Annotated in this window: 14 protein-coding genes; 8 read left to right on the plus strand and 6 right to left on the minus strand. The window is 72.6% G+C overall.

The genetic code is table 11. The annotated features are described in order from the left end of the window. Positions 1-32: 32 nt before the first annotated feature. The gene (locus tag BLW86_RS20940; protein ID WP_177181711.1) at positions 33-1868 is read right to left on the minus strand and encodes a phosphatidylglycerol lysyltransferase domain-containing protein; all 1836 of its coding nucleotides are present in this window, start codon (positions 1866-1868) and stop codon (positions 33-35) included. A 165-nt stretch (positions 1869-2033) separates the two neighbouring features. Between BLW86_RS20940 and BLW86_RS20945 the strand changes: the two genes are divergently transcribed. Beyond that, a complete protein-coding gene (locus BLW86_RS20945) occupies positions 2034-3146 on the plus strand; it encodes an alpha/beta hydrolase (RefSeq protein WP_093875449.1) in 1113 nt (370 codons plus the stop codon). 73 nt (positions 3147-3219) lie between these two features. On the opposite strand, the gene BLW86_RS20950 is transcribed toward BLW86_RS20945, so the two are convergent. Beyond that, a complete protein-coding gene (locus BLW86_RS20950) occupies positions 3220-4215 on the minus strand; it encodes an ABC transporter ATP-binding protein (protein WP_093875450.1) in 996 nt (331 codons plus the stop codon). 143 nt (positions 4216-4358) lie between these two features. On the opposite strand from BLW86_RS20950, the gene BLW86_RS20955 reads away from it, so the two are divergent. The 4 genes from BLW86_RS20955 (at position 4359) to BLW86_RS20970 (ending at position 7898) form a co-directional block, all read left to right on the plus strand. Beyond that, complete coding sequence (locus BLW86_RS20955; RefSeq protein WP_093875451.1) at positions 4359-5045, plus strand: ABC transporter permease; 687 nt, start codon at positions 4359-4361, stop codon at positions 5043-5045. A 1-nt stretch (position 5046) separates the two neighbouring features. Continuing rightward, entirely contained in the window at positions 5047-5721 is a 675-nt protein-coding gene (locus tag BLW86_RS20960) for an ABC transporter permease (RefSeq protein ID WP_093875452.1), read from the plus strand. A gap of 4 nt (positions 5722-5725) precedes the next feature. Beyond that, positions 5726-6724, plus strand: a complete 999-nt coding sequence (locus BLW86_RS20965; protein WP_177181712.1) for an ABC transporter substrate-binding protein — start codon at positions 5726-5728, stop codon at positions 6722-6724. 130 nt (positions 6725-6854) lie between these two features. Then, on the plus strand, positions 6855-7898 hold the full coding sequence (locus tag BLW86_RS20970; protein ID WP_093875453.1) for a hypothetical protein: 1044 nt from the start codon (positions 6855-6857) through the stop codon (positions 7896-7898). 445 nt (positions 7899-8343) lie between these two features. Here BLW86_RS20970 and BLW86_RS20975 read toward each other — a convergent pair whose 3' ends face one another. Continuing rightward, positions 8344-9486 (minus strand): NADH-quinone oxidoreductase subunit D, encoded by a 1143-nt coding sequence (locus BLW86_RS20975; protein ID WP_093875454.1) that lies wholly within the window; start codon positions 9484-9486, stop codon positions 8344-8346. A gap of 4 nt (positions 9487-9490) precedes the next feature. Beyond that, positions 9491-10510 (minus strand): SAM-dependent methyltransferase, encoded by a 1020-nt coding sequence (locus BLW86_RS20980; protein ID WP_093875455.1) that lies wholly within the window; start codon positions 10508-10510, stop codon positions 9491-9493. Between the two features lie 96 nt (positions 10511-10606). Here BLW86_RS20980 and BLW86_RS20985 point away from each other — a divergent pair, with 96 nt between their 5' ends. Further along, positions 10607-11809 carry a sensor histidine kinase gene (locus tag BLW86_RS20985; protein ID WP_093875456.1) on the plus strand — a complete coding sequence of 401 codons (1203 nt, stop codon included), beginning with the start codon at positions 10607-10609 and terminating at the stop codon, positions 11807-11809. Positions 11810-11831: 22 nt separating this feature from the next. Further along, positions 11832-12506: a response regulator gene (locus BLW86_RS20990; protein WP_093875457.1), complete on the plus strand. Its 675-nt coding sequence runs from the start codon at positions 11832-11834 to the stop codon at positions 12504-12506. 282 nt (positions 12507-12788) lie between these two features. Here the strand turns inward: BLW86_RS20990 and BLW86_RS20995 are convergent, their stop codons facing one another. Next, entirely contained in the window at positions 12789-13871 is a 1083-nt protein-coding gene (locus BLW86_RS20995; RefSeq protein ID WP_177181951.1) for a DUF5937 family protein, read from the minus strand. A gap of 138 nt (positions 13872-14009) precedes the next feature. Between BLW86_RS20995 and BLW86_RS21000 the strand changes: the two genes are divergently transcribed. Further along, complete coding sequence (locus BLW86_RS21000) at positions 14010-14219, plus strand: hypothetical protein (protein WP_093875459.1); 210 nt, start codon at positions 14010-14012, stop codon at positions 14217-14219. Between the two features lie 95 nt (positions 14220-14314). On the opposite strand, the gene BLW86_RS21005 is transcribed toward BLW86_RS21000, so the two are convergent. Beyond that, entirely contained in the window at positions 14315-15487 is a 1173-nt protein-coding gene (locus BLW86_RS21005) for a threonine aldolase family protein (protein WP_093875460.1), read from the minus strand. Positions 15488-15596: the final 109 nt, after the last annotated feature.

The following is a 15596-nucleotide window of genomic DNA, read 5'->3' on the forward strand; positions in this document are numbered from 1 at the left end:
GATGGGGCGTCCGGGCTGGGGGTGTGCTTCGGTCAGGCGGCGCGGATCTTGTGGTCGGTGGTCTGGGTGGGGGTGATGTGGGTGCAGGGGCGGGGGGTGGGGGTGGGGCGTCGGCGGGTGAGGGGGAGGGGCAGGGTGAGGTTGACGAAGCCTTCGGCCTGCATGGCGGCGAAGCCGATGCGGGGGAGGTCGCGGCTTTTGCGGTAGACGACGAAGCGGGGTTCCCAGCGTGGCTGGAATTTGGCGTTGAACTTGTAGAGCGATTCGATCTGGAACCAGCGGGAGAGGAAGACGAGGAGTCCGCGCCAGATGCGGAGGACTGGGCCGGCGCCGATCTTCTCGCCGCGGGCGAGGGCGGCGCGGAACATGGCGAAGTTGAGGGACACGCGGGTGATGCCGAGGCCGGGGGAGGCCTGGAGGGCGGCGACGATGAGGAGCTCGTTCATGCCGGGGTCGGCGGAGCGGTCGCGGCGCATGAGTTCGAGGGACATGCCGTCGGGGCCCCAGGGCACGAAGTGGATGATCGCTTTGAGGTCGCCGTAGGGGGAGGTTTCGTCGTCCTTGTGGGCGGTCGCTATGACGGCGTCGCCGTCTCCGGGGGTGCCGATGCGGCCGAGGGCCATGGAGAAGCCGCGTTCGGTGTCGGTGCCGCGCCAGTCGGCGGCGGCGCGGCGGACGCGTTCGAGTTCGTCGTCGTCGAGGTCGCGGACTCGGCGGACCTGGGTGGTGTAGCCGCCTCGTTCGATGCGTTTGACCATTTGGCGGACGTTGCGCATGGCTCGGCCGGAGAGGGAGAAGTCCGCGACGTCGACGACCGCTTCGTCGCCGAGTTCGAGGGCGTCGAGGCCGGTTTCTCGGGTCCAGACCTGGCCGCCGGTCTCGGAGCAGCCCATGACGGCGGGGGTCCAGGAGTGGGCTTTGGCTTCGTCCATGAAGCGTTCGATGGCGCCGGGCCAGGCTTCGACGTCGCCGATGGGGTCGCCGCTGGCGAGCATGACGCCGGAGACGACGCGGTAGCAGACGGCGGCTTTGCCGCTGGGGGAGAAGACGACGCCCTTGTCGCGGCGGAGGGCGAAGTGGCCGAGGGAGTCGCGGCCGCCGTGCTGGTCGAGGAGGGCGCGCAGCCGGGTCTCGTCGTCGTCGGTGAGGCGGGCGGCGGGGTGTTCGGGGCGGAAGGCCAGGTAGATGGTGGTGAGGGCGGTGAGCATGCCGAGGGCGCCGAGGGAGTAGCCGACGGTCCAGTCGACGCCGTGGGTGTAGGCGACGGGGCCTTCGATGCCGAGGAGTCCGTAGAGGACGTGTTCGAGGCGGTCGGCGAGGCTGGGGCTGCCGATGACGCGGCGGGGGTGGGCGCTGACGATGACGAGGCCGAGGGCGATGGATCCGGCGCCCATGACGACGAAGTTGGCGAGGGCTCGCCAGCGGCTGCGGGGGTCGGGGAGCGCGGCGAACTCGCCTCGGTGACGTACGAGGAGTGCGAGGAGTACGAGGGAGAGGAGGGCGCCGAGGACGGAGTGGCGCCAGACGAACTGGGCGGCGGCTCCGAGGGGGAGGAGGACGACGGCGGCGCGCCAGGCGCGGCGTTTGTGGCGCTTGAGGCCGTGGGCGAGGAGGAGGAGGAGGACGCCGGCGCTCAGGGAGAGGGCGGCGGAGAGGGGTCCGAGGGTGCCGGGGAGGACTTCGGCGACGGCGTGCATGCGACTGGCGCGGAAGCGGGGGAACACCCCGGCGGCGATGTCGATGAGGCCGATGACGGTGCAGGCCGTGCCGACGAGGGACGGGACCTTCTCGGCGCGGGGGCCGTGGAGAATCCGTCGCACCCCAACCGGAACCAATCCGGATTTGTCCCCATCTACCGTGACAGACATGGCTTCCCGTACTTCTCGTGGTCCTGCGCAGGGTCTCTGACTCCGGTCGGGCCCTGCGGCGCGTTCGGCGGGCCGTCCCGGCTGGTGCGCCTTCTATGACGACGGGGTACGGGGCCGGGTTCATTCGTTCACAGGAAAATCTCGGAAAGAAGGCTCGGTCGTCTCATGGGTCTCACCAGCGACAAAGTCCTCGTGTTGGCCGTGGCGCTGGCCGTGGTGCTGTTCCTCGCCACGGTCTGGCTGTGGCCGAGGCTGGCGCGGCGCGGCTGGCGGCCGGTCGTGGGCCGGGTGGGGCTGCTGCTCGTGACGCAGGTGGTGCTGTTCGCGGCGGTGGGGCTGGCGGCGAACCGGTCGTTCCTCTTCTACGGCTCGTGGGCCGACCTGCTCGGGCAGGAGCAGGACATGGGGGTGGTCGTCGATCACGGGGCCGGCTCGAAGGACGTGCGGGTGGTGGGGACGCGGACGCTCGACGTGCCGGGTGGCGGTCGTCCGTCGGTCGGGGGCCAGATCCAGGAGGTCGTGCTCGCGGGGGAGCGGTCGGGGATCGTCTCGCCGGCCTATGTGTACCTGCCGCCGGAGTACTTCCAGGCCCGGTACGCGAAGCGGACGTTCCCGGCCTCGGTGGTGCTCACGGGGTATCCGGGGTCGGCGGAGAACCTGATCAAGGGGCTCAACTATCCGAAGGCGGCGTACCTCCAGGCGAAGGAGGGGCGGATGCAGCCGATGATCATGGTGTTGCTGCGTCCGACGGTGGCGCCGCCGCGGGACACCGAGTGCGTGGACATCCCGGGGGGCCCGCAGACGGAGACGTTCTTCGCGGAGGACCTGCCGAAGGCGGTCTCGGGGGCGTACCGGGTGGGGACGAAGGCGCGGAACTGGGGGTTCATGGGGAACTCCACGGGTGGCTACTGCGCCCTGAAGATCGCTCTGCACCACCCGGACCGGTTCGCGGCGGGGGCGGGCTTCTCCGCGTACTACAAGGCGGCGGAGGACATCACCACCGGGGACCTGTTCCACGGGGACGACGCTCTGCGCAAGCGGGGCGACCTGCTGTGGAGCCTGGATCACGGGCGGTTGGGGAACACGTCGTTCCTGGTGACGTCGTCGAAGCACGGCGAGAACAACCTGAAGGGGACGCAGCAGTTCATCCGGAAGGTGAAGAGCCCGGCGCAGGTCTCGTCGATCGTGCTGGAGAGCGGTGGGCACAACTTCAACACGTGGAACCGCGAGCTCGCGCCGGGTCTCGTCTGGATGGGCGGGAAGCTCAGCGCGAACTGAGGCTCACTCGGCGGTCGGGCGGTCGGGCGGTCCGGTGGCGGTGCTCCGTCGGCGGTGGTCCGGTGTCCGCGGTTCAGCCTTCCGTGGGTGCCGTGGCCCGGCGCAGGGCGCGGTGGACGCCGGCCGGGGTGAGGACGCCGAGCGGCCGGCCGTCGTCGCCGGTGACGGTGAGGCGGCCGGCGTCGTGCTGGAGGAGTACGGCGAGGGCGTCCTTGAGGGAGGTCCCGAGGGGCACCTGGGCGTCGCCCTGGTATTCCTCGGGGCCCCCGGCGTACCGCTCGGTGCTTTCTGTCCAGGAGTCGAGGTCGGCTTCGGCGACGGGGGTGACCGCGAGCCGCTTGAGGCCGCGGTCGCTCCCGACGAAGTCCGCGACGTAGGGGGTGGCGGGGGAGCCGAGGACGGTGGCGGGCGTGTCGAACTGCTCGATGCGCCCCTGTCCGTAGACGGCCATGCGGTCGCCCATGCGGACGGCCTCCTCGATGTCGTGGGTGACGAGGAGGACCGTCTTGCGGACGGTGGCCTGGAGGGTGAGGAACTCGTTCTGGAGGCGCTCGCGGACGACCGGGTCGACGGCGCCGAAGGGTTCGTCCATGAGGAGGACGGGCGGGTCGGCGGCGAGTGCGCGGGCGACGCCGACGCGCTGGCGCTGGCCGCCGGAGAGCTGGGCGGGGTAGCGGGGGCCGTGCACGGCCGGATCGAGGCCGACGAGTTCGAGGAGTTCGGCGGCACGCGCGCGTGCGGCGGTCTTCTTCCAGCCGAGGAGGGCGGGGACGGTCGCGGTGTTGTCGAGGACGGTGCGGTGGGGGAAGAGCCCGACCTGCTGGATGACGTATCCGATCTTGCGGCGCAGGGCGACCGGGTCGACGCCGGCCACGTCCTGGCCGTCCACGAGGACGCGGCCCGAGGTCGGCTCCACGAGCCGGTTCACCATCATCATCGTGGTCGTCTTGCCGCAGCCGGACGGGCCGACCAGGGTGACGAGTTCGCCCTCGGCGACCTCGAAGGAGAGGTCGTCGACGGCCGTGGTGCCGTCGTCGTACCGCTTGGTCACGTGTTCGAACCGGATCATGGTTCCCCATTCTGTCCCCCGGGCGGCGGGGGTGTGTGAAGGGCGTGTTGCCGCATTGTGGCGAGTCTCGGGGATTGTCGGTGGCGGGGGTTAGGGTCGTCACACAAGAGTTCGGGAGGGCGGGCGACCCGGGGGGAGGGACGATGAGCGCGCCGAACTGTCTGGTCACGAACGACTGGATCTGCGGTGAGTATCTGCGCACGCGCGGCGGGGAGTTGACGGACGCGCTGCTCCAACATGTGGGAATCACGGTCGTGTCGGTGCTGATCGCGCTCGCCGTCGCGGTGCCCCTCGCACTGCTCGTCCGCGCCCGGCCCCGGTTCGCCGGCCCGGTCCTCGGCCTGACCACCCTGCTCTACACGGTGCCGTCGCTCGCGATGTTCTCACTGCTGCTGCCGTTCTTCGGACTGTCGGCGGCGCTCGTCGTGACCGGCCTCGTGCTGTACGCGCTGACGATCCTCGTGCGGAACACCCTGGCGGGGCTCGCCGCCGTGCCGGCCGAGACGCGGGAGGCCGCCCGGGGCATGGGGTACGGCTCGCTGCGGATGCTCTGGCAGGTCGAGCTCCCGCTGGCGCTGCCGGTGCTGATGGCCGGGGTGCGGATGGCCACGGTCTCCACGATCGCGCTGACGACGATCGGCTCGGTCGTCGGCCGCGGCGGCCTGGGCAACCTCATCGAGGACGCGCTGCCGACCTTCTTCAAGGCGCAGATGCTCGCCGCCTCGGTGCTGTGCGTGCTGCTCGCCGTCGCCGCCGACCTGCTGCTCCTGGGCCTCCAGCGGCTGCTCACGCCCTGGACCCGCATACGGACCGCGCCGGGAGGTGGGTGAGGTGGGCATCGTGACGGACGCCTGGGGCTGGCTCACCACCGGCGCGCACTGGACGGGCGAGGACGGCATCGGGCAGCGGCTCGCCGAGCACGTGTACGTGAGCGGGGCGGCGCTCCTCGTCGCGTCGGCGCTCGCGCTGCCGCTGGGCCTGTGGCTGGGCCACCTCGGCCGGGGCGGGGCGCTCGCGGTGAACGTGTCGAACGTGGGGCGGGCGATCCCCGTCTTCGCGGTGCTCGCGCTGTTCATGGTGTCGCCCCTGCGGAACGCCGGCTATGTGCCGACCGTGGTGGCCCTGGTGCTGTTCGCGATACCCCCGCTCCTCACCAACGCGTACGTGGGGGTGCGGGAGGTGGACCGGGCGGCGGTCCGGGCCGCCCGGGGCATGGGGATGACGGGCGGACAGCTCTTCCTCCGGGTCGAACTCCCGCTGTCCCGGCCGGTGGTGATGACCGGGATCCGCTCGGCCGCGGTGCAGGTGGTCGCCACGGCGACGATCGCCGCGATGGTCGGGCAGGGCGGCCTGGGCCGGATCATCACGGCCGGCTTCGCCACGTACGACACCGCGCAAGTGGTCGCGGGCGCCGTGCTGGTGGCGCTGCTCGCCCTCCTGGTGGAGGGCGTCCTGGTGGGCGTGGACCGCCTTTTCGTACGTGACGGACGATGTGACCAACGCTGACTGGATGGGTGATCTCGTGAACAGGGTCTCGCGTATCGCGGGCGCGCTGCTGGGTACGGCGGCGCTGACCGTCGCCCTCGCCGCGTGCGGCGGTGACAGCCTGGAGGAAGGCAAGAAGAAGGACTCCACAAGCCCCGGCGGCTCCGGCGGCGGGGAGAAGGGTTCGCTGGTGGTCGGCGCGGCCGCCTTCACGGAGGCCAAGGTCCTCGCCGAGCTGTACGCGCAGTCGCTGCGGTCCGTCGGATACTCGGTGTCCATCACGACGGTGAAGAATCGCGAGCTGTACGAACCCTCGCTGGAGAACGGCGAGATCGACGTCGTCCCGGAATACGCGGCGACGATCGCGGAATTCCTCAACGCGAAGGTGAACGGCCCGAAGGCGCCCGAGGACGAGCCGGTTGCCTCGGGCGACGTGACGGCCACGGTCGACGCGCTGCGGAAGCTCGCCGAACCGCGCGGACTGAAGGTCCTCGCGGCCGGAGAGGCCGTCGATCAGAACGCCTTCGCGGTGACCAAGGAATTCGCCGCGAAGAACAAGCTGACGACGCTTTCCGATCTCGGCCGCGCGAAGCTGAAGGTGAAGATCGCGGCCGGTGACGAATGCGCGGTACGGCCCTTCTGCGCACCCGGTCTGAAGAAGGCGTACGGGATCGACGTGGCCGGGATCGACCCCAAGGGAGTCGGCACGCCGCAGGCCAAGCAGGCGGTCAAGGACGGGGTGGACCAGCTGGTCCTGACGACCACCACCGACGCCACGATCGACGGCTACGGCCTCGTCCTCCTCACCGACGACAAGAAGCTGCAGAACGCCGACAACGTGCTGCCGGTGGTCAACGCCAAGGACGCCGGTTCCCCCGAGATAGCGGCCGCGCTCGACCGCCTCACCAAGGTGCTGACCACAGCGGATCTCGCCGAACTCAACCGCAAGGTGGACGCCGAGCGGGCGAAGCCGGAGGACGTCGCCAAGGAGTATCTGGAGACGAAGGGGCTGCTCAAGAAGTAGGAGATGGGGGAGGGGAGTCGGCCCGAAACGGAACCGGAACCGTCGATATCCACTTCTGGTGGCGAGAAGTGGCCAAGAGATTGCCGGGCCGACACCCCACATGACGCCTACGCACGGTAAATTTCAGGCCATGCCACGTGGACGCCACCGCCATTCCCCGCCTCTGCACAAGCTGCTGCCGCCCTCCGCGGTCGCCGGCGCCGCGGTCGTGTGCGCCGCGGCCGCCTGGCTGCCCGGCGACCCGGTGATCGCGCGGCTGCTCGCGGCCGCGGCGGCCGCCGCCGCCGTCACCGGCGCCGTCCTCATGCGCAGTTGGGACCGGAACGCCGGCCTCAAGGTCGCCGAGCTCGACCGGGCGCGCGCCGCCGACCAGTGGAAGGCCGAGGAGCGGACCGCCGAGCTGGAGACCGACCTGGAGGAGTCCCGCGCGCTGCGCTCCCGGCTCGAAGCCAAACTCCGCGCCAAGCGCGTGGAGCTCGCCGGACTGCGCGGCGAACACGCCGACCTCCTCCGCCGGTACGCCACCGCCGAGACCGAGCGGGCCAGCGCCCTGGAAGGCCGCCGCGTCCTCGCCCTGGAGACCTCCGGTACGTCCGGCACCGACGCCAAGGCGCTGCCGGCCGCCGGCTCCACGCCCACCCCCGAGGCCTTCCGCCGCGCCGCCCAGGCCCTGCGTGACCTCCCGCGCAACGCCGCCGCCCAGCAGGCCCGCCGCACGGCCGAGGCGGCCCGCGCCCGCGACCTCGCCGAGCGCGCCCGGGAGACGGAGGAGCCGCAGGGGAAGCACGCGGCGGCCGCCGGAACCGAGCAGCACACCCGCACGGCCGCCGCCACTCCCGCGCTCCCGCCCGCCACCACCGTCCTGCCGGCGGTGCCGGTCGCGGCCGCGGTCGTCCCGTACGCGGCCCGCAGGCCCGCCCCGCGCCCCGAGGGCGGCTTCGACTTCTTCGGTACGCAGAAGGCGGCGGCCGTCATCGAGGACGTGCAGAACAGCGACCTCGCCGACGTCGTGGGCGAGGAGGTCCTGGCCTCCGGGACCCCGCTGCTCACCCCGGTCGCCGCGCCCGCCGTCCCGGCGCCGCCGCGGGCCATCGGCCAGGTCATCGACCTGACGGCGCACGACGAGACGGAACAACTGGACGTAGCCGAACTCCGAGACGCGATCAGCTCCTGACGACCCCGCCGGGGCGGCACCCACCCCCGCCCGTGTGGCCCCGCCCCCGCGGTGTGAACCCGCGCCTGGTGGGACGGTGCCCGCCGCCCACTGCCGTGTGGGCAATCGTCCCGCTGGGGCGAGGGGGTCCCCCTGCTCGAGCGAAGCCGAGAGCTTGGGGGAGGGTGGGCACACGGGACGGCGCCTCTGCGGGCGCGCTCCGCCTTCCGGGCCTGGACCCGCACCACGACTGCGGCGCACGTTCCGGTGCGGGTTCAGGCGCGGGAGCCTCGGGCGCCGGCAAGGGGCGCCGTTCCGTTGTGCCCACCCGTTCCGCCCCGGCGGAACGCATGCCCACAACGGGGGGCGAAGGGTGGGCAACGTCCCAGCACGCGCGCCCACAACGGGGGCGCGAGGGGTGGGCACCGCCCTGGCGGAACGACTGCCCACAACGAGGGGCTGGCGGCTACTTGTCGATGTCGCCCACGACGAAGAAGAGCGAGCCCAGGATCGCCACCATGTCCGCGACCAGCGTCCCCGGCAGCAGTTCCACCAGCGCCTGGATGTTGTTGAACGACGCCGAGCGCAGCTTCAGCCGGTACGGGGTCTTCTCGCCCTTGGACACCAGGTAGTAGCCGTTGACGCCGAGCGGGTTCTCGGTCCAGGCGTACGTGTGCCCCTCCGGCGCCTTGAGCACCTTCGGCAGCCGCTGGTTGATCGGCCCGGGCGGCAGCTCGGCCATCCGGTCCAGGCAGGCGTCCGCCAGGTCCAGGGAGTTGTGCGTCTGGTCGAGCAGGCACTCGAACCGGGCGAGACAGTCGCCCTCCTGCCGCAGGGCGACCCGCAGGGTGTCCTGGAGCTCCCCGTACGCGAGGTACGGCTCGTCGCGGCGGAGGTCGAAGTCGACGCCCGAGGCGCGGGCGATGGGCCCGGACACCCCGTACGCGTGGACGGTCTCCGGGCTGAGGACACCGACCCCGCGCGTACGGCCCCGGAAGATCTCGTTGCCGAGGACCAGCCGGTCGTACACGTCCATCCGGGACCGGACGTCCGCGACGGCCTGCCGCGCCCGCCCCAGCCAGCCGGCGGGCAGGTCCTCCTTGAGGCCGCCGACCCGGTTGAACATGTAGTGCATCCGGCCGCCGGAGACCTCCTCCATCACCGTCTGGAGCTCCTCGCGCTCCCGGAAGGCGTGGAAGACGGGGGTGATCCCGCCCAGTTCGAGCGGGTACGAGCCGAGGAACATCAGGTGGTTGAGGACCCGGTTCAGCTCGGCGAGGAGCGTCCGCGTCCACACGGCCCGCTCCGGGACCTCCATGCCGAGCATCCGCTCGACGGCCATGACGACGCCGAGCTCGTTGGAGAAGGCGGACAGCCAGTCGTGGCGGTTGGCCAGCATGATGATCTGCCGGTAGTCCCGCGCCTCGAAGAGCTTCTCGGCGCCCCGGTGCATGTAGCCGATCACCGGCTCGGCGTGCCGGACGACCTCGCCGTCGAGCACGAGCCGGAGCCGGAGCACGCCGTGGGTGGAGGGATGCTGCGGTCCGATGTTCAGCACCATGTCGGTGCTCTCCGCCGCGCCGCCGATTCCGACCGTCGTCTCCGTCATGCGGTCAGTATCCCCTGCCGTCCCGGGGCCCCGGCTCCCTGCCCGAGGGGCGGACCCGGCAGCTCAGCCAGAGGAAGTCGCCGAGGCCGCCGCGGGCGGTGAGCTCGGCCGCCTCGCCGGCGGAGGCGAGCGCGCGGACGTAACCGGCGGGGTCGGTCGAGGCGAGCGCGAGCGGCGGCCGTCCCCCGGACACCCCGAGCCGCCCCAGCGCCTCCCGCTGCGTGACCAGCTCGACGGCGGCACGTCCGTTCCCGGCCGGCAGGTCGCCGCAGGCGTCCAGGGCCACGTGCGAGGTCACGTCGCAGCTTCCGTCCGGGACCGGGGGGACCTCGCGGCCCGCGCGGAAGCCGGTCAGGGAGCCGAAGGGCGGCCGGGTCTCCCGTACGTGCGCGTAGTCCACGGCCACCGCGCGGCCCGCCGCCAGGGAGGCGACCGCCGCCGCCCAGGCCTCGTCGCGGGGCCGCCCGATCTCGGCCCGCGCGCCCGGCTCCCGCAGCGGCCACCAGCGGGCCAGCCAGTCGGCATCCGGCCCAAAGACGGGTCCGCCGAGCCGCTCCGTGCCGTCCGGGCGGACCTCCACGTACCGGACGGTGCCCGCCGCGTCCGCCTCGGCGACGTCCACCGGCACGTTGTCGAGCCACTCGTTCGCGAAGAGCAGCCCGCGCACACCCTCCGGTATCCGGTCCGTCCACTCCACCCGTGGGTCGAGCCCGTCCGGGCGGGCGGCGCGCTCGACCGCGTACGCCCGCACCGAGAGCGAGGACCCGACGGCCGCGAGCACCGACGTCAGCAGTTCACCGCGGCCCGCGCCCACGTCCACCAGGTCGACCTCGGCGGTCCCCAGCTCCTCCGCGACCTCGCCGAGCAGCCGGGCCACGGCCCCCGCGAAGAGCGGGGAGGCGTGCACCGAGGTGCGGAAGTGCCCCGCCGGTCCCTCGGGGCGCAGGTAGAAGCCCCCGGGGCCGTACAGCGCCCGTTCCGTGGCCTCCCGCCACCCCTGCCACTGACACGTCTCATCCGTCACGTGCCCCAGTGTCCACCTCGGGGAGTAGGGGCCCGGCGCCAAGGATCGACCCCACGGTTGATCCCCGCACCTGTCCCTTTCCCTACTCTGGGTGACGTGCAGCGCCTCTACGACTTCATCCGCAGACACCCGACGGGCGTCGACGGCTTCTGGGCCGTCGTCCTCCTCGGGTTCTCCGCGCTGTGGGTGGTGTCGACCGGATCCACCACGGGCAGCGCCGCCGGGTACGGCCTCGTCGCCGTGCTCTTCTCCCTCGTCGTGGCCCTGAGGCGACGGGCGCCGGAGAAGATGCTGGTGCTCGCGGTCGCGCTGGGCGTCGCCCAGCTCGCCCTCGACCTGGTGCCGTTCATGGCCGACTTCGCCATGCTCGTGATCATCTTCACCGTCGCGGCGCACGACGGACCCCGCTGGGCGTCCCGGCTCGCGCTCATCGGTGGACTCAGCGCCTCCACGCTCTCGCAGCTCAGATGGCCCATGGAGGGCACGAGCTCCGGCGCGGCCAAGGTCTTCTTCACGATCATCATGACCGTGCCGTTCGCCCTCGCCTGGGTCCTCGGCGACTCGCTCCGCACCCGCCGCGCCTACTTCGCGCAGCTGGAGGAGCGGGCCTCCCGCCTGGAGCAGGAGCGCGAGGCCCAGGCCAAGGTCGCGGTCGCCGCCGAGCGCGCCCGGATCGCCCGCGAGCTGCACGACGTCGTCGCGCACAACGTGTCGGTGATGGTGGTCCAGGCCGACGGCGCCGCCTATGTCATGGATTCCTCCCCGGAGACCGCGAAGCAGGCCCTGGAGACGATCTCCACCACCGGTCGGCAGGCGCTCGCCGAGATGCGCAGACTCCTCGGGATCCTGCGCACCGGCGAGCACCAGGAGGCCGGGGAGTACGTGCCCCAGCCCGACGTGCGGCAGATCGAGGACCTCGTGGAGCAGGTCCGGGACACCGGCCTCACCGTCGACTTCGCGATCGAGGGGAGCCCGCGCCCGCTGCCCAGCGGCGTCGAGCTCACCGCGTACCGGATCGTGCAGGAAGCCCTCACCAACACGCGCAAGCACGGCGGGCCGGACGCGGGTGCCAGCGTGCGCCTCGTCTACTTCGACGACGGTCTCGGCCTGCTCGTCGAGGACGACGGCCGGGGCGCTCCGCAGGAGATGTACGAGGACGGGGGCGCCGACGGGCGGGGCCACGGTCTGATCGGCATGCGTGAGCGGGTCGGCATGGTCGGCGGCACCCTGGACGCGGGCCCGCGTCCGGGCGGCGGTTTCCGGATCAGCGCCCTGCTCCCCCTCAAGCCCGCTCACTGACGACCCCTAAGGAACTGACCTGATGTCCATCCGCGTGATGCTCGTCGACGACCAGGTGCTGCTGCGGACCGGTTTCCGCATGGTGCTCGCCGCCCAGCCGGACATGGAGGTCGTGGCGGAGGCCGGCGACGGTGTCGAGGCCCTGGAGGTGCTGCGCTCCACGGCGGTCGACGTCGTTCTGATGGACGTGCGCATGCCGAAGCTGGACGGCGTGGAGACGACCCGGCGGATCTGCTCGGAGCCGGCCGCGCCGAAGGTGCTGATCCTGACGACGTTCGACCTCGACGAGTACGCCTTCTCGGGGCTGAAGGCCGGTGCGAGCGGCTTCATGCTGAAGGACGTGCCGCCGGCGGAGCTGCTCGGTGCGATCCGCTCGGTGCACAGCGGGGACGCGGTGGTGGCGCCCTCGACCACGCGCCGGCTCCTGGACCGCTTCTCGCCGATGCTGCCGTCCTCGGGGAAGGAGCCCGAGCACAAGGGGCTGGAGCGGCTGACGGAGCGGGAGCGGGAGGTGATGATGCTGGTCGCGCAGGGGCTGTCGAACGGCGAGATCGCCGCCCGGCTCGTCCTCTCCGAGGCGACGGTGAAGACGCACGTGGGCCGCATCCTGACCAAGCTGGGCCTGCGCGACCGGGTCCAGGTCGTGGTCCTGGCGTACGAGACGGGCCTGGTCCGGGCGGGCGGCGGCGCGGTCTAGAGCACCCGCGCCCGGCCGGGGCGGGGCGTGCGGCGGCGCGGTCCAGGACACCCGCGCCCGGCCCGGCTCGGCCCGGCGGGCGGCGGCGCGGTGCGGTCCTCGTGGTCCTAGGGCCTGTCGTCACATTCCCGTCGTCGCCCGAAGGGCGGCCCTGCGGCGTCTGGCGCGTGCTCTCGGCGTGCCGGGTGGGAGTCCTCGTACTGGACGTACTCGGGCTTTCGCCCGGTGCGGCGAGAGCGCGTGCCAGGCGTCGCGGGGCAGACGGGAATGTGACGACAGGCCCTAGCGGAGCACCGACTCCAGGAAGTCGCTGCCGAGGCGGGCGACGACGGACACGTCGAGCTGGTGGTGCACGTACCGGCCGCGGCGCTGGGTGGTGATCAGCCCGGCCTTCTTCAGGACCGCGAGGTGGCGGGAGACCTCGGGGGCGGTGATGTTGTACGCGTCGGCGAGCTCGCTCGTCGTGCTGGAGCCCCTGGCCAGGCTGCGGCAGAGGCGCATCCGCATGGGGTGGGCGACGGCCTCCAGGCGCAGTTTGACCGCCTCGACGGAGGCCGCGCCGCCGAGATCACGGGCGGGGATCGGGTACTGGATGACGGGCTGCCAGCCCGGGGTGTACAGGGCGAAGAGGTGCGGCCAGCCGAAGGCCGTCGGCAGGAACGTCACCGCGGTGCCCTCGGCGCTGGTCCGGCCCTGGACCAGCTTGTCGACGACGATCCGGGAGCCCTGCTCGTCCTCCTCCAGGCTCATCGCGGGGGAGGCGTCGGCGACGGCCTCGGCGAGCCCCTTGCGGCGCATCAGCTCCGTCTTGTGGCGGGCGTCGGCGGCGAGCTGGAGCCGGACGCGGCGCCAGGTGTCGGCGAAGAAGGCCTCGTCGCAGTCCTCCAGGAGCCGCCGGATCCACGCGCGCGTGCCGGGCGGGTCGGCCAGCATCCGTTCCACGAACCCGGCCTGGCGCGGGCCGCGCGCGGCGGCCAGGTCAAGGGCGCGCCGGCGCATCCGCTCGTCGACGAGCGGTGAGGGAGCGCCGTCCGTGTAATGGCTGTTGCAGGAGATCTCCAGGGCGGAGCCCACGAACTTCTCGTCGTCCATGCGGTCGAGGTCGTCCAGCTCCTCCGCGAGGGTCTCCCGGGGCCGTGACGGCAGCAGGATGTCCGAGCGGGTGTTGTTCCACATGAAGTCGGCCTCGATGAGCCGGTCCGCGAGCTCCGGCTTCAGGGCCGCCGCCGTCGTGGTGGTCCAGGCGTGCAGCCGCGGGTGGTGCGCGGGCACGGCCAGGGCGTGCAGGGCGGCGCCCAGCTCGGCCAGCGGCGAGGGGCAGAAGGTGATCCGCTCGTGCGGCAGTCCGGTGATGTCGATGGTCACGCTCACCCGTCCATGGTGCGGGGCGGGGCGGGGGAGCTGTCGTCCCGTTTGACGGGGGTCGTCAATCGGCGGGCCCCGGATTGACGGGGGGCGTCAATCCGGGGGCCGGGGCGTGGCGGCGCGGCGCACGGTGAGGGCATGAACGCGCTGCACCAGTACCTCTTCGACGCCTATCGCGCCGCCCGGCTCGGCGAGCCGGTGCCGCCGGCGCCCGGCACCCACGACGTCGCCGTCCTGCGGGCCGTCCGCGACCGCCGCCGCTTCGAGCGGGTGGTGGCGGGCCGCAGGGCCGGCGGGCTGCGCCTGCGGCTGCGCGCGGCCCTGCGCCGCCGCCGACCGTCCTTCTGACGGCCCCCGGGAGGTCGGTCGGGACCTCAACCGTCCCTGGCGGCCTCGGGGCGCCCCGAGGCCGCCAAGGACGTCACCCCTCGGCCAGGGACGTGTCACCCCTCGACGCGCGCCAGGAAGTCCCGTACCGCCTCCTTCACGTCCTTCGCCGTCCACTCCAGGCCGGGGCCCGTCACCGTCAGCTCCGTGAGCGCGACGCCCGGCGGGCCGCCCGCGACCGGGGCGAACCAGCGGCGGAAGAACGCGGTGCCGGTGTCCTCGGTCTGGGCGAGGGCCGCCGCCGTCAGGACGTCCGGGTCGTACGGCAGCCAGACCTGGAACTGGTGGGTGTGCGGGGTCTCCGGGTGGACCCGGGACCAGCCGGTGCCCGCCTCCGCGAGCGCCTCCCGGACCGCGTCGGCCACCACGCGCGCGTGCGCCACGTACGAGGGCAGCCGGGGCAGCTCGACGTCCAGGCCCCGGAGCGCGGAGAGCGCCGCCGGGTACTGCTGGAAGACCATCCCGCCGTACCTGTGCCGCCAGATCCTGGCCTCCTCCATGACCTCCTCGGGGCCGGCGAGCGCGGCCCCGGACATGCCGCCGAGGGACTTGTAGAACGAGACGTACACGCTGTCGGCGAGTCCCGCGATCTCCGCGAGCCCGCGACCGAAATGCGTCGTGGTCTCCCACAGCCGGGCCCCGTCGAAGTGGACCACCGCGTCCCGCTCCCGGGCCGCCTCCACCACCTCGGTCAGCTCCTCCCAGGACGGCAGCACGAAGCCGGCGTCCCGCAGCGGCAGCTCCAGCATCAGCGTCCCGAAGGGCTCCGGGTGGTCCCGTACCTCCTCGGCGGTCGGCAGCCGGGGCGCGCCGGTCGGATGGACCGTGCGGAGCCCCGAGACGGCCCCGAACGCCCCGTTCTCGTGGACCTCGGGGTGGGCGAGGGGGTGGAGGGCGACGACGGGGCTGCCGGTGCGCCCGGCCCAGCAGCGCAGCGCGACCTGCTGGGCCATGGTGCCGGTGGGGAAGAAGACGGCGTCGGGGAGGCCGAGCTCCTCGGCGACGCGCCGCTCCAGCTCCTCCACGAGCCCGTTCCCGTACGTGTCGAGCGGAGCGTCCTCGTGGCCCGCGGCCTGGGCCCAGGCGGCCAGTTCGCGCAGCCGGGAGCCGACCGTGCCGTCGACCGAGGTGTCCCACAGGCGGCGCTCGGCGCCGCCCCACACCTTCGCCCGGTGGAGCCGGGCGGCTTCCTCGTCCACAGGAGTCTCCACAGGAGTCACAGGATTCATGGGCCGATCATCACACCACCACCCACACCCTGTGGACAGTCCACGGAGCGCCGCGAAACGCTGGCGTAGCATGACCAGAAATCGTCCGGTACCCGCCGAGGACTGGAAC

Origin of the sequence: Streptomyces sp. TLI_105 (assembly GCF_900105415.1) — a bacterium.
Taxonomy (GTDB): domain Bacteria; phylum Actinomycetota; class Actinomycetes; order Streptomycetales; family Streptomycetaceae; genus Streptomyces.

Coding starts and splice junctions, on each gene's coding strand:
- BLW86_RS20940 (WP_177181711.1), bottom strand. CDS start 1,868: ATGTCTGTCACGGTAGATGGGGACAAATCCGGATTGGTTCCGGTTGGG.
- BLW86_RS20945 (WP_093875449.1), top strand. CDS start 2,034: ATGGGTCTCACCAGCGACAAAGTCCTCGTGTTGGCCGTGGCGCTGGCC.
- BLW86_RS20950 (WP_093875450.1), bottom strand. CDS start 4,215: ATGATCCGGTTCGAACACGTGACCAAGCGGTACGACGACGGCACCACG.
- BLW86_RS20955 (WP_093875451.1), top strand. CDS start 4,359: ATGAGCGCGCCGAACTGTCTGGTCACGAACGACTGGATCTGCGGTGAG.
- BLW86_RS20965 (WP_177181712.1), top strand. CDS start 5,726: ATGGGTGATCTCGTGAACAGGGTCTCGCGTATCGCGGGCGCGCTGCTG.
- BLW86_RS20970 (WP_093875453.1), top strand. CDS start 6,855: ATGCCACGTGGACGCCACCGCCATTCCCCGCCTCTGCACAAGCTGCTG.
- BLW86_RS20975 (WP_093875454.1), bottom strand. CDS start 9,486: ATGACGGAGACGACGGTCGGAATCGGCGGCGCGGCGGAGAGCACCGAC.
- BLW86_RS20990 (WP_093875457.1), top strand. CDS start 11,832: ATGTCCATCCGCGTGATGCTCGTCGACGACCAGGTGCTGCTGCGGACC.
- BLW86_RS21000 (WP_093875459.1), top strand. CDS start 14,010: ATGAACGCGCTGCACCAGTACCTCTTCGACGCCTATCGCGCCGCCCGG.
- BLW86_RS21005 (WP_093875460.1), bottom strand. CDS start 15,487: ATGAATCCTGTGACTCCTGTGGAGACTCCTGTGGACGAGGAAGCCGCC.